Consider the following 13,028-nt stretch of genomic DNA (forward strand, 5'->3'; position numbering starts at 1 on the left):
ACCTTGGTCGGATCCTTGCCGGAGAACGCGCCGCCGCCATGCGGGGCCGCGCCGCCATAGGTGTCGACGATGATCTTGCGGCCGGTCAGGCCGGAGTCGCCGTCGGGACCGCCGATGTAGAACTTGCCGGTCGGGTTGATGTGCCAGATGGTCTTGCCGTTGATCCAGTCCTTCGGCACGCCTCGCGCACATAGGGCTCGACGATGTCGCGGACCTGGCTGGAGGTGAGGTCCGGAACCAGATGCTGGTGCGAGACCACGATCTCGCGTACGCCGACCGGTTTGCCGTTCTCGTACTGCACGGTGACCTGGCTCTTGGAGTCCGGGCCCAGCACCTTCTCGCGGCCGGAGTGGCGCGCTTCGGAGATGAGGCGCAGGATCTTGTGGGCATAGAAAATCGGCGCCGGCATCAGGTCGGGCGTCTCGTTGGTGGCGTAGCCGAACATGATGCCCTGGTCGCCGGCGCCCTCTTCCTTGACCTCACCCGGCTGCGGCGCATCGACGCCCTGGGCGATGTCGGCCGACTGCAGATGCAGGAGGATCTCGATGTCGCAGGTCTTCCAGTGGAAGCCTTCCTGCTCGTAGCCGATGTCCTTGATCGCGCCGCGCACGACGCTCTCGATCTGCTCGTTGGTGACCGACTTCGGACCGCGCGTCTCGCCGGCGATTACCACCTTGTTGGTGGTCGCGAGCGTCTCGCAGGCGGCGCGGATCTGCCACGGGTCAATGCCGGCCTTCGGCCCTTCGTGGTAGAACAGATCGACGATCTCGTCGGAGATCCGGTCGCAGACCTTGTCCGGATGGCCTTCAGACACGGACTCGCTGGTGAAGAGATAGGACGCGCGCATCAAGTAACCCCGTAGTTCCGCCGCTCGCGGCGGTCGTTTGCGATGTTTAAGCCTTGGATTGTTCAACCCTTGGATTGTTTAGGCCTTGGATGATGTCAATCACGCCGGCGCGAGATGACGTAGGAGTCGTCGAAAAATCAGAGCCCATTGTGCTTTTGCAGCACGTCCCTGGCGGCATCCAGAGTGCGGCCGTTTTGAACCATGTAATTGGTAGTCGTCAAATCTCCTGAAGGTCGGCGCCCGGGGGCGGGTCGGCACTCACCCGAGATCGGACGCGCCCGTTGGTCGCGAGCAATTGGCCCCTATCGATTTTCGCTTTGGCGGGACACGGGACTTCTCGATAGAAATCCGGCGGAAAAGCTTACTTTCACGTCGAACGAGAACCTGGCATCGCTCAATAGACCTGGCCTATGTTCGAGGATCCTTTCGAACTCATCATGAAAACAGTCGGCGTTACGGAGCCGTGCGATGAAGAGTCGACGAACTTCATGCTCATGATCCTTCCATGACTTTCAAGCGATATGTTCCTCAACCGACGCTTTTCCAACCGAACGGGAGGACCACCTGAAGCGGCGCACCTGCGGTGATCTTAATACAAACTCGACCGTTTGCGCCGAAGCTCGGGCTCATGGTCGGAGTTATTGTTCGAAAGCTACAGTAATCTTCTTGTTCGACTTGGTGAAGTTTGCGGGAACCGCGACACTGATGTTCGCCGCTGGAGTAGCAAGCACAAACCTCGTCAGCGATTCATGAGGATCAATCGAGCAAACTTCATCGCAAATCTCCTGGCACGAACTCGATGCGCTGGCTCGCTATTTCTCATCTCAGCAATCGGCGTACCACCCCGGAATTTGTAAGCGCCGATGGGAGCTTTGTATTGTCTATCGGATGTCTCGTGTGCACCCCCGATCTTCCGAATTTAGTGCTCTCCCTTGCGTACAAGGTTCTGGAGAGCTCTTAAGATCTCTAGTGTTCTCGAACCGTCAGTTTCAGATTCGCCGCCACCTCTAAGCCGATATCGATGGTGAAGAATATAGCGAAACGAAAAAAGCATCACTACCAATTCTGGAGGGATGCGCAAGAGCGCCTCACTTTACATATTCGCTCAAGCATCCATCTTGGGATCAAGACACTGGAGACTTGGAGCCAGAATTTGGCACACGCCGCACTCGATAAGATGCTAGCAGCGTTGCCGTTGTTGGGGTGGGCGCGGGTCCGGCCGACATCATCAACGAATGATGCGAGCGATCACAACTGCGCGGATATGTGTCGATCACTCAATTATCATTAGGGACGTGAAGATGGTCACAAAAAAACAAAAGGCAGTCATTGGAGCCGCGATCATTCTCTCCTTACCTTTCTCACGGCTCACCGCCACATCTTTTGGGCCACGTGCTTCACACGCGACCGGCGTCGTGTCTGTACACCCGTTGTTCAAAGCTGACGAGGAGCCCGGCCAATGGATGACCGGTGGACGCGACTGGCGGCAAAGCTACGACTCTCCGCTCAAACAGATCAACAGGCATAACGTAGGTAAGCTTGGATATGCCTGGTCGAGCGACATCGAAGGTTCATCGAGGCTGGAGGCCACGCCGATAGTCGTGGACGATATCATGTATGTCAGCAGCATCGCAGGCATGGTTTATGCGCTTAATGCGGAAACAGGCCAACAACTTTGGCGCTTTGATCCCGGCGTGGGAAGTTTTGCAAACTTATACGCGAAAGCTTGCTGCGGTCCCGTTAATCGCGGGGTCGCCTTTTGGAAAGGTCGAGTGTATGTGGCGGCGTTTGACGGATCGCTATACGCCCTCGACGCGACGACGGGAGGTGTCACCTGGAAAGCTGATACAATCATTGACAGATCTCGCGCCTACACGAGCACGGGTGCGCCCTACATCGCCGGCGATCTGGTAGTTATCGGAAACGCTGGCGCTGATTTTGATGCCCGAGGCTACATAAGTGCTTACGATATTCGGACTGGCAAGTTGGCGTGGCGGTTTTTTACGGTCCCCGGGGACCCACGCCACAGCTTCGAGCACCCGGAGCTCAAGATGGCCGCCAAGACTTGGGATAAAGACAGCCGTTGGGACGCAGGCCTTGGCGGCACAGTGTGGGACGGCATGGCATACGATCCAGAGCTAAATCTTCTTTATGTGGGCACCGGAAATGGTGGTCCGTGGCCCCAGATCATTCGAAGTCCAAGTGGCGGTGATAACCTATTTCTCTCCTCAATATTGGCCATCAATCCGAAAACCGGTCGCCTCAAATGGTACTACCAGACCACACCGGGCGAGAGTTGGGACTACACCGCCACCCAAAAAATAATTCTCGCAGACATTCGCGTTCGCGGGAAGGTCCGCAAGGTCATCATGCAGGCTCCAAAAAATGGATTCTTCTACGTCTTGGACCGCGTTACCGGCGAACTTCTGTCCGCACGGCCCTACTTGAGAAAACTCACATGGGCCTCCAGAGTGGATATGAAAACGGGTCGCCCCATCGTGAGTGATCAAGCTCGATATTGGAAATCTCCGCGTCTCATATTTCCAAATGTTGGTGGCGGGCACAATTGGCAGCCAATGGCGTTTAATCGTGAAACTGGTTTAGTGTATATCCCAGTGTTGGAAATGGGCATGGTATTCGGGTTATCTCCCGAACCGTTTTCCTACAAGAAAGCGCGTCCCAATTATCATGTCAACTTAGGTTGGCCCGATGCGAATGGTCATTTCGACTTTATGTGCGAGACCGCATTTCCCGCCTGCCCGGACGCGGAGGAAGTCCTCAAAGGCCAACCCGAAACTCCACCTCAATCTTTTTTGCGTGCGATGCATCCCGTAAGCGGGAAGATCGAATGGGAGGCGGAAACAACTCGGAACAACCAGTACAAGAATCGCGTCGGCCGTCCTGGCGGTGTAATGTCCACCGCGGGCGATCTAGTTTTCGAAGGCCATCTTGACGGAACGTTCGACGTGCGAAACGCCAGCAATGGGGCACTTCTAAAAACCATGTTCGTAGGGAATCCGATCGTGGCGGCACCAATGACGTACATGGCCGGTGGCGTTCAATATGTGGCGTTCCTCGCAGGCGATCGCAGCGATGGCGCGAAGTCACGAGTTGTCGCGCTACAGCTCGACAAAAATATCGTCCCCCCACCAACCCAATCTCAGACCGCCGCTGGGATGGAATCGCGGGCATTGCCGCCCGCACAGATGTCGCAAGTCACCGAAAGGCTGGTGAGCAAAGGGCGCCAATTTTTCGAGCAAAATTGCGCAACGTGTCATGTTGGCGGTAACGCGCCAAGCTTGATACCCCTGCGAGAGGCGGCACAACGCCAATTCTTCGATATTGTTCTCGGCGGAATTCGTGCCAATAAGGGGATGGGTAACTTCAGCACTATATTGTCGGCGGACGATGCGACAGCAATACGAACCTATTTGATCAAGGCCAGCCAAGAAAGCGACCATTAGGTCGCGAAGTTCGGGACTGGCAAGTAATCAGTCTCCTGATCGAGCGTCTCGATATGAGACTCAATGCTTACGACACCTTCCTTTGCGATGCCGCGCATTGCAGGTGCGGCGCACTGCCATTGCTGCACGCGCATCGAGTGATTGGCCCAAATCACTATGGAAATGATTCCACTACGAGGAGGCCGGTGTGCAATGAACGATCAGGACGCAACCGATTCTACCACACTTGCAGATACAAGCACTTCGTCCGCGGTGCTTCTTCGCGAGTGAATGAGAATTGCGTTGCCACCTAACCTCGGGTAGGCGTGACCGCGCAGTGTGCCCTTTGAATGCAATGGGGCGGGAGAATGCCTTGGCTCAGGCCTGCGGCGCTAGGATACGGCAGCGTCACCCGAGACTTCAGAAAGCAGCCGTTTCAGGCCGTCATGGACGGTCCTAGAACGACCCTCTCCGATGGGATGCGGCGCTGGCGCGTTGTGGTCTGGCTGAAACCTGTTTGGCTAAACGGGCCTCGCCGCTCGCTTGATCCGAAACGGTCTGAGGTATTCCCAGAGGCATGCTTCTCAGCTCGTGGTCGCCGACGGTCGATCGAGCAAAAAACCGGTCGGCCATGAGCGCCATGTACTTCGCTTGGCGGTCTCCACCGCGTATTGATCAGATGCCGTTGACGCGACCATGCTGCACAGAATTCCGGGCGCCATGTTGAGGCTATTCATGATGCAGGCACTTGCGGAGGCCAAGACTCAGTACCACTCGTTCAGAGTTGAGCTCACGCGCCGCAAGCCTCTGCCAAGCAACATAAGTCAATCCCATAAGCCTTCTGGGATCGCCAAAGGCTGGGCCAGCAACTGTTGCGACACCGGTGTTCAGCAACAGCGCGCGGGCGACGTCATCGGCTTTGAATTGGCCGCCCTCGCGCGCTGCTACAATCCACTGAGATCGAAAGAAAAATAGACCTCCCTGCGCAGCAGGCGGGGAAATAGATTTCAAACTAGAAAGGATCAATGGGCCGTTCGTCTGCGTTGGCGACGCGGCGCGCAATTCTAGTTGGAACTCACGACGTCGAGTGATGCCGCAGCCCACATCTGCAATGACATTGGGGTTAGATCTTGTGTGGCTTTGGAATCTCCTGCGGCGTGGATGACCGCTTTGCGGCCAGCGAGATGGCCAGTTCGTATCGGTGGCGCCTTGGTACGCGACCGCCCTTTGATCGTTAATTCCCTTTCCGAATTGTTGGCCCTTTGTAGCCGCTCGTCACCGCAATTTCCTCCGCCGACCAGCTTCGAGCGGGGTCGGCGGAAATCTCGCAAGCAATCGCTTGGCGCAACTCCATTAGACCAATCGCATCAGTGTAGCGGTTGACGTTGTGAGCAATCGCAGCTGTCGTGCGTTTGCGCGTCGATGGAGCTGTCTCGCTCCAGAGTTCTCCGGCGATCAGATCGATGATCTCGTCGCTGCTCGTCGCACGCTCTCCGGCGGCAGCTTTGGCGGGCAACGGTCGCCGAAGACTCGAATAAGAGCATCCGTTGTGTCAACGTGCGCGCTATAGTTGCATCCAAAACGTTGACGTTTTCCTGTCGTGGCGCAAAGTTCTCGCGTGTTCTGGAAGAGATCTCTCGACCGACGAAACACAATGGGAAGAAAGTACATTGCTGGGGCTTGGCAAGTGTGCGTGCGTAGATTGCGAGTCTCGACAATCTTCGGGTGCTTGTGGTCGATGACCTATTTCCGCGGGTCGTCGGGATAAAGGTACCTCCATTCTGCCCGGGCGAGTTCGTCATACCTCAGCAGCTGGAACACTTCCTCGAGTGGCGCGATATGGGGCTCAATGCTGGCAATACCCTCCCGCGCGATGATGCGATCGCAGGCCCGGCGCATTGCCACGATTGCAGCTCGCATGGAGTGGTTTGCCCAGATCACTGTGGAGATGCGCGCATCACGGTAGGCTGAGACCGGTGTGCGATAGTATTTCGTTGGAACGATCACCACAGGCACCCGGTTTCGCCAGGCTTTCGCGAACGACAGAACCTCGTCGGCTGTGCTTTTTCGCGAATGGATAAGAATTGCATCGGCTCCAGCATCGGCAAAAGCGTGAGCGCGCAAAATGACGTCATCCAGGGCACGGCCGGCGATCAACGCCTCTGTCCGGGCCACTAGGACGAGGTCTGGTCCGGTTGTATCCTTCACGGCTCGCAGACGGCCGGAGAATTCATCTACCTCGGCCAGCGGATGCCGCTCCCCCAGGAACGAGTTCATTTTGGGAAAACAGCTATCCTGAAGTGCAATCCCCGCAGCTCCCCGCTGACGGAGTTTGCGTGCCAGGAGGCGCGCATTGTTGAAATTGCCGAAGCCACTATCACCGTCAACGAGCACAGGCAGGGTGGTTGAGTCCACGATGCGCTCGACCACATCGACCAGCTGGGTCCACGAAGCCTCATTAGCGTCGCGATAACCGAGAGAGGAGGCAATTGATAGGCCGGACGCCCAGAGGCCCTTGAAACCAGCCCGTTCTGCGATTGCGGCCGAAAGTCCGTCATGGGCTTCCATGAGAAAGGAAAGTTCGCCGGTCGAGCAGACTTGAGCTCTCAGCATCTCTGCAGGCGGCGCGTCAGCGCACCGATCACGTCCGTTGGCGCGAACAGCTCTATCCAGCATGCCGGACCTCCGTGACGTGTGACCTGCGCGACTATGATTGGTTATTCATTGGCACGTACCGGTCACCTCCATCAATCGCTAGGCTTGGTAGTTGACCGGGGTACCAAGTTTTGCATCTCGCTCGGAGCGAGCGGTGCAAGCGCTTAGGCTTCTTTGTGCGCTCACCCGTTGATCAACGGGCGACGGCCGGATGTTCTGAAGACCGGAACATTGTTGATCCATGTCAATCGATGTCGCGGGTGCTTCAATGGCATTGTCGCATTGTCGACCTGGTCGCAAGTACATCCATGTGCCGATCACGCGTTGCCAATCCACAATCCGTGTAAGAAAGCCTGAAGTTTTCGCGCACGGCGAGTCTGGTACGGAATTTGCTGTTTTGATTTCAGATCGCTGCGATGTCCTGGAGAAGCGCATGCACGATGTCCTCTGCATCAAAAAGGTTCCCGACGCCGCGCAAGTCCGCGAGCAGCTGGTCACAGATATTATCAAGGGCCGAAGCGCCAATGGTCATCGGCCACTTCGGTGTACTCGTGTTAGAAGTGGCCGTGGGATCGTGCGGGAAAGTCGAGGGCGGGGTTGCCGTGCTTGCCGCCGATACTGCAGGCGCCGCGAATCTTTCAGGCGAGGTTCTGAACTTCGTAGCCGTTCTGGCTACGCTTCTGACCGATCTCACATCCGCCAGCGTCGGATCGCGGCCCGGCCGCCTAGCGAACGCCAACCTGAAGTAATAGCGGATGTGGCTCTGCCGATTTCAGCTCTGTTTAAACGTACAACCCTCGGCGGCGCAACGCAGTCTGAGCGCACATCAACAAGTCGATCGGAGCGCTGCGGCTCGCAAAGATGTGCGAGGGAATCCGAACAAGACTTCAGATCGGGGCAGGCACCTCATGTGCGAGCATCCCCGAGTTGGGCGTGGACAAGGTCGATAGAGCGTCGGTCACGGGTGCGGACAACAGGGCGTCGCTTAAGCTGTTCCACCTGTATCGCATGGCCGTGCCTAGTGCGACGCGCTTGTCGTATTCGCGCCCTCCGCCTCGCGAGCCGGATGGGAGTGTAGCCAATCTAAGGTCGGCATGCTCGAACGGCGCAAGTTCGGCATTTGAGCGGGCCTCGTGAGGTGCCATATGGACCTATTCAGCTTCGTCGAATGTGCGAATCGAACGCAGTCCCTTGAGGCCCTGTTCGATCTGCTTGTCAGCTGTGCGAGCGAGGAGGGCTTCAGTGAAGTGGCATACGGAGCAGTGACCTTTACAGAGCCGCTTCGCTTACCCGGCCATCCGCCACCCATGGTCGCGATGAAAGGTCCGCCCGAGTGGTGCCGGCGGTACCTGGAACGCAAGTACTACGCCATCGACCCGGCGGTTCGGCGGACGCCAACGGTTTCGGGCCCGTTTCTGTGGGACGAACTTGGTCAACAATGTCAGCTCGAACCGGGGGAGCAACGAGTGCTGGATGAGGCCAGAGAGGCTGGGCTCAAGCATGGCATCAGCGTGCCGCTATTTGGGCCGTCCGGCCGGGTTTCTGTCGTAGCATTTGCATCCCAGTTCGACGATGCCAATCCTCAGTACCATGTGAGCCGCCTCAATGCGCTGGCCTGGCACTTTCATATCGCTTTTGCGGAGATCGTGCGGCCGTCGGCCAGTGATTGCGATCGAAGAATGACTCTGTCCGAACGGGAAAAAGACTGTCTGCGATGGGTGGGAGAAGGCAAATCGTCTTGGGAAATTGGCGTGATCCTGAAGATCAGCGAGAATACCGTCAACTTTCACTTGAAGAACGCGATACGAAAGACGGGTACAACGAACCGGACCCAAAGTCTCGTCAAAGCGCTTCGCCTAGGCCTCCTCGAAGTCTCAGGCGCGGGAACAGCCGCCCAAGCGCAGGTAGCGGAACGCGCAGCGTAAACTCGAACGGGCGCTTGCGAGTGCAATGAGAAAGTTGCGCAAAACGACCTCGCGCGGGGTGGCAGGCCCTGCGGAGCTGCAGAGGCATATTCGCTGGCTTCGCGAGTGGCACATGTCGCTGTTTGAACCCCGATAGCATGCCGCGGCTGGCACGTCCTGTCCTGGCAGTGGAAAGCCCCGGCCGCCGGCCGGGGCTCCTGATCGCCAAGGGGAAGGCGAAGCGATGATTACTTGAGAGCCACCGGCCAGCCGAACTTGTAATTGAGCCGTGCGGTCACAAGATCAAAATCCTGGCGGATGCGATCGTTCCCGAACGCACCGCCACCGGCTGCGGTGAAGTTCACGTCGCTAGTCGGCATGAACACGTGATCGTACTCGATGCCAACTGACCAGTTCGGCGCAACGTTGACCTCGATTCCGGCGCCAACCGTGCCACCCCAACGAGTCGTGTCTGCGCTCGCAAGCTGCGTGCCGGGTGGGACAGAGTTGACCTGATAGGTGCTGCTCGTCACCGCAGCGCCCGCCTTGGCGTAAAGGAGTACGTTGCTGAAGGCATAACCGAACTGGCCAGTCATTAAGCCAAACGCGTCGACCCTGGTGTGATTGCTGTCGCTTGGAAAGGCGGTGCTGACATTGGAGCCGCTGAAGTCGGCCCAGTTGCCTTGAGCCTCGACGCCAATCACTGTCTGACCAATTTGCCAGCGATAGCCGATCTGCCCACCAACCGTGCCGCCGTTTGCGTCATGTGAGCCCTCGGGCGTTGTGCCTGCGAAATCCCAGGAGTTGTGGCTCGAACCCCAANCCGCCATTGAGACCCGCGTAGAAGCCACTCCAATCGTAGTACGCGACGACGACGGGTGGCGGCGGCGGCGTCTTGGTGTAGACAGGCTGCGCAGCGAGATCCGCACCGAATGCGGGCGCCACCGCGCTAAGGGCGATCATGCTGGCAGTCACAAGCAACAACTTCTTCATCTCGAGCTTCAGTCCTTTGGCTGGCCCCCAGCCGGAAAGCGTCTTACCAGCGGCAATGCGAATTGCTGTAACGGGAGCGCAACATTGATTTCGAAAGAAGGCCTTGAATCTCACGTAGCGTCACGTTGTAGATGTGAAGTCGTGACGAAGCTTACGTGATGAGAAGCATCGATCGCGTCTCGATCAATGACGTATCAAAACTGCGCATCGATGCCGGCGTTGGAGTGAAGAGTGGTCAAAATAAGCTCGTCGACAAAGTCGCGGGCGGGGAAGCCGACGCTCTCCGCTCCGGACGATGATCCCCATCTGTGGTTGGAACAGATAGAAGGTGCGCGGGCGCTCAAATTTGTCGATCGGCAGAATTCCAGAACACTTCAGACATTCGGCGGAGCGGCATTCGAGCACGATCGCGATACGTTGACATCGATCTATGACCGGCCGGACAATATCCCTTATGTCAGTCGCGGCGGCGGCTATCTCTATAATCTCTGGAAGGATGCGGCCAATCCGCGCGGCCTGTGGCGGCGCACCACTCTGGGAGAGTTTCGCAACGTCAACCCCTCATGGGAGGTCCTGCTCGACATCGATCAGCTCGCGGCCAGCGAAGGCGAGGACTGGCTTCTGAGCGCGACGACCTCCCTGCCTGGCAATCAGCCGCGGACCATTCTCAGTCTGTCGCGCGGCGGCAGTGATGCTGTCCTTTTACGTGAGTTCGACACCGAGACGAAGAGCTTTGTCCGCGATGGTTTCACCTTGCCGGAAGCCAAAGGCAGGGCCGAATGGCTCGATGCCGATACGCTGGTACTGACGAGCGCATATGGAAGGAGCATGGCAACAGGTTCCGGCTATGCGCGTACGGTGAGACTGTGGCAGCGTGGAACACATGCCGATGAAGCGCCAGTGATCTTTGAAACCACCGCCGATCATCTGGGGGTGAACTGCGGTGTCGACCATACTGTCGCGCTGCCGCGGATGTGGTTTGTCGATCAGAAGGACTTCTTCAACGTCGCCACCTGGCTCGGCGATAAAGCAGGCGCCACGACGAAACTCGACCTGCCCAGCAACGTGTGGATACTGGCCCACCGCGACTGGCTTGCCGTCAAACCTCGCGAGGCCTGGTCTGTGGCAGGGCAGACCTATGCCGCCGACACGGTGCTTGCGATCTCGTTACCCGCGTTCCTGGCAGGCAGCCGTCAGTTCGAGGTTCTGTTCGTGCCTGAGCCCCGTCGCGCGCTGCAGAGGTTCTTTTGGAGTGCTGATAAGCTTGTGCTTTGCATTCTCGATGAACTGCGGCCGGTCTTCGAGATCTGTACGCCGTCGGCCAATGGCTGGACTCGGCAGCAATTGCATGGATTTCCGGATATCGGCGTGGTTGACGTTTGGCCCCTTGATCGCGATCCGTCCGAAAGCAACGGCGACTTGCTGGTCAAGAGCCAGGATCCGCTCACAGCACCTTCGCTGAGGCTGATCGAAACTGAAATCGCTAGTCCGACCGTGCTCAAACAGGCGCCAAAAACCTTTACCGCTGACGGGCTCCTGGTCACCCAGCACGAGGCCATTTCAATCGATGGCGAGCGCATCCCCTATGTGCAGACCGGTCCCGTTGGCGAGAGCGGTGATGCGCCCGTCCATATGAGCGGTTACGGCGGCTTCGGCGCCTCGGTGAGGCCGTACTACAATTCCGCGCTAGGCAAGCTGTGGCTCGAGCGCGGCGGCACGACCGTGCAGGCGAACCTGCGCGGCGGCGGCGAGTTTGGTACGCGCTGGCATGATGCGGGCCGGCTCGCCGGAAAGAGGCTGTCGCATGACGATTTCGCAGCCGTCGCCGCCGACCTCGTGCGCCGCGGCGTCACGCAGCCCAAGCGCATCGCCGCGGAGGGCGGATCAAACGGCGGCATTCTCATTGCCAACATGCTGACACGCTATCCTGAACGGTTCGGCGCGCTGTTCTGCACGATCCCGCTGATAGACATGCGCCGCTATACCAAGCTTCTAGCTGGGGCAAGCTGGATCGCGGAGTATGGGAACCCCGATCACCCTGACGAATGGCAGTGGCTTAAGGCCTATTCCGCCTATCACGCCGCCAAGCCCGGACAAAGCTATCCGCCGATTCTCATCGCCACCACGCGGCGCGACGATCGCGTTCACCCCGGGCACGCTCGCAAGATGGTAGCGAAGCTGCAGGCGATGGGCTATGAGGCCTATTTGTATGAGCTAGCCGCAGGCGGCCACGGCTACGGCCGGGACCACAAGGAATTTGCCGGGTTTCAAGTCCTGGGCTTGCAATTCCTGAAGAGTAAGATCGGCTGGCTGGACGAGGACGCTCTAGCAAACCCGCCTCCTATGACGCCTCAAACACCAGAATGATAGCTCAAGAACGCGTGGGCCTCGATCAGCGCGAGACCGGCGGCTTGCACAAGCCATCGGCAACTCGCATACGCTCCATTCGAAATGGCCCAATGCGCAAGAAGCTTGTGCCTGACCTCACATGGCGATCTGCCGGCCCGGAAAAAATTGCCATTGGGTGATGGCCAGGGCTTCTGAATCATTGAGATACGCCTTCCATTTCCACCAGTATTGATGGTCGATCGGCTCGATATCGGCGTTCCGGATCACCTTGCTCGCTTGGCTAAATCTGCCGGGAGGGGAAAGCCTGACGAGGGCAGATCGCAATCGCCAGCGCCCCCGCGGCACGGCTTGTGGGGTTTTGAGCGCCGGGAGAGTGACCACGCGGCTGTGGATTGAGCGGCTCATCTTGCAGGCGTGCAAGCCAGTGGCAGGAGGAGCCTAGAAAACTCCGAGTTGTGACCAAGGTCGGGCCTGCGTAGCCGAGATTGCATGGGTAGGTATAGGCCAAGGAAACGATTTCCGCCGCGACACTCGCGATGAGTGCGGCGGTCAATGCGACTATCAATCACCACTAAGTAGCTGAATAGAATATAGCTTATGATGGTGTGGGGTATCGACTTTATACCTTTGCAGGCGTTTCATCGCCCCACTGTTTAGGCCGTACGGCGAGCCCGGTCTGATGCATCGTGCTGAGCGGACAATCGAAAAGTGCTGAGACCTGAGTTAAAGACCCAGCAGACTGAGATGTTTGTTGACAACAAATAAGGAGCTGCGCAGCGCTGTAGCTTGGGGGAGGCCCCTGCGATTACTCAGTAGAGGGCGATCTCGCTGGAAGGC

General features: G+C 58.0%; 10 protein-coding genes and 1 pseudogene. 5 read left to right on the plus strand and 6 right to left on the minus strand.

Annotation, left to right across the window (positions count from 1 at the left end; genetic code table 11):
• Positions 1-847, minus strand: a pseudogene (gene metK, locus AXW67_RS02070) (methionine adenosyltransferase); the annotation flags it as partial.
• Between the two features lie 1,301 nt (positions 848-2,148).
• On the opposite strand from metK, the gene AXW67_RS02075 reads away from it, so the two are divergent.
• Together AXW67_RS02075 and AXW67_RS02080 are read left to right on the plus strand one after the other, a co-directional pair.
• Entirely contained in the window at positions 2,149-4,311 is a 2,163-nt protein-coding gene (locus tag AXW67_RS02075; RefSeq protein ID WP_161491211.1) for a PQQ-dependent dehydrogenase, methanol/ethanol family, read from the plus strand.
• Positions 4,312-5,025: 714 nt separating this feature from the next.
• Complete coding sequence (locus AXW67_RS02080; RefSeq protein WP_145927361.1) at positions 5,026-5,265, plus strand: hypothetical protein; 240 nt, start codon at positions 5,026-5,028, stop codon at positions 5,263-5,265.
• 259 nt (positions 5,266-5,524) lie between these two features.
• Here the strand turns inward: AXW67_RS02080 and AXW67_RS41505 are convergent, their stop codons facing one another.
• The 3 genes from AXW67_RS41505 to AXW67_RS44725 all read right to left on the minus strand — a co-directional run bounded on the left by AXW67_RS41505 (position 5,525) and on the right by AXW67_RS44725 (position 7,477).
• A complete protein-coding gene (locus AXW67_RS41505; RefSeq protein ID WP_145927362.1) occupies positions 5,525-5,806 on the minus strand; it encodes a pyridoxal phosphate-dependent aminotransferase family protein in 282 nt (93 codons plus the stop codon).
• Between the two features lie 227 nt (positions 5,807-6,033).
• Positions 6,034-6,903 (minus strand): phosphoenolpyruvate mutase, encoded by an 870-nt coding sequence (aepX, locus tag AXW67_RS02085; protein ID WP_063676241.1) that lies wholly within the window; start codon positions 6,901-6,903, stop codon positions 6,034-6,036.
• Positions 6,904-7,348: 445 nt separating this feature from the next.
• Positions 7,349-7,477 carry a hypothetical protein gene (locus AXW67_RS44725; RefSeq protein WP_283806452.1) on the minus strand — a complete coding sequence of 43 codons (129 nt, stop codon included), beginning with the start codon at positions 7,475-7,477 and terminating at the stop codon, positions 7,349-7,351.
• Between AXW67_RS44725 and AXW67_RS02090 the strand changes: the two genes are divergently transcribed.
• Together AXW67_RS02090 and AXW67_RS02095 are read left to right on the plus strand one after the other, a co-directional pair.
• Positions 7,470-7,694, plus strand: coding sequence for a hypothetical protein (locus AXW67_RS02090; RefSeq protein ID WP_063676242.1), 225 nt, complete (start codon positions 7,470-7,472; stop codon positions 7,692-7,694). The two genes, AXW67_RS44725 and AXW67_RS02090, sit on opposite strands and share 8 nt — an antisense overlap.
• Before the next feature lie 396 nt (positions 7,695-8,090).
• Positions 8,091-8,870: a helix-turn-helix transcriptional regulator gene (locus AXW67_RS02095; protein ID WP_063676244.1), complete on the plus strand. Its 780-nt coding sequence runs from the start codon at positions 8,091-8,093 to the stop codon at positions 8,868-8,870.
• A 227-nt stretch (positions 8,871-9,097) separates the two neighbouring features.
• Here AXW67_RS02095 and AXW67_RS02100 read toward each other — a convergent pair.
• Positions 9,098-9,671: outer membrane protein (locus AXW67_RS02100; RefSeq protein ID WP_245315372.1), on the minus strand; the 574-nt coding region annotated here is incomplete at its 5' end.
• A 402-nt stretch (positions 9,672-10,073) separates the two neighbouring features.
• Here AXW67_RS02100 and AXW67_RS02105 point away from each other — a divergent pair.
• A complete protein-coding gene (locus AXW67_RS02105) occupies positions 10,074-12,209 on the plus strand; it encodes a prolyl oligopeptidase family serine peptidase (RefSeq protein WP_145927363.1) in 2,136 nt (711 codons plus the stop codon).
• Positions 12,210-12,326: 117 nt separating this feature from the next.
• On the opposite strand, the gene AXW67_RS41510 is transcribed toward AXW67_RS02105, so the two are convergent.
• Entirely contained in the window at positions 12,327-12,596 is a 270-nt protein-coding gene (locus tag AXW67_RS41510) for a hypothetical protein (protein ID WP_145927364.1), read from the minus strand.
• Positions 12,597-13,028: the final 432 nt, after the last annotated feature.

It is taken from the genome of Bradyrhizobium neotropicale (genome assembly GCF_001641695.1).
Taxonomy (GTDB): domain Bacteria; phylum Pseudomonadota; class Alphaproteobacteria; order Rhizobiales; family Xanthobacteraceae; genus Bradyrhizobium; species Bradyrhizobium neotropicale.

Excerpts from the sequence above, each read along its gene's own strand:
- AXW67_RS41510 (WP_145927364.1), bottom strand. The coding sequence starts at position 12,596 with ATGAGCCGCTCAATCCACAGCCGCGTGGTCACTCTCCCGGCGCTCAAA.
- aepX (WP_063676241.1), bottom strand. The coding sequence starts at position 6,903 with ATGCTGAGAGCTCAAGTCTGCTCGACCGGCGAACTTTCCTTTCTCATG.
- AXW67_RS02090 (WP_063676242.1), top strand. The coding sequence starts at position 7,470 with ATGGTCATCGGCCACTTCGGTGTACTCGTGTTAGAAGTGGCCGTGGGA.
- AXW67_RS02095 (WP_063676244.1), top strand. The coding sequence starts at position 8,091 with ATGGACCTATTCAGCTTCGTCGAATGTGCGAATCGAACGCAGTCCCTT.
- AXW67_RS44725 (WP_283806452.1), bottom strand. The coding sequence starts at position 7,477 with ATGACCATTGGCGCTTCGGCCCTTGATAATATCTGTGACCAGCTGCTC.
- AXW67_RS02080 (WP_145927361.1), top strand. The coding sequence starts at position 5,026 with ATGATGCAGGCACTTGCGGAGGCCAAGACTCAGTACCACTCGTTCAGA.
- AXW67_RS02075 (WP_161491211.1), top strand. The coding sequence starts at position 2,149 with ATGGTCACAAAAAAACAAAAGGCAGTCATTGGAGCCGCGATCATTCTC.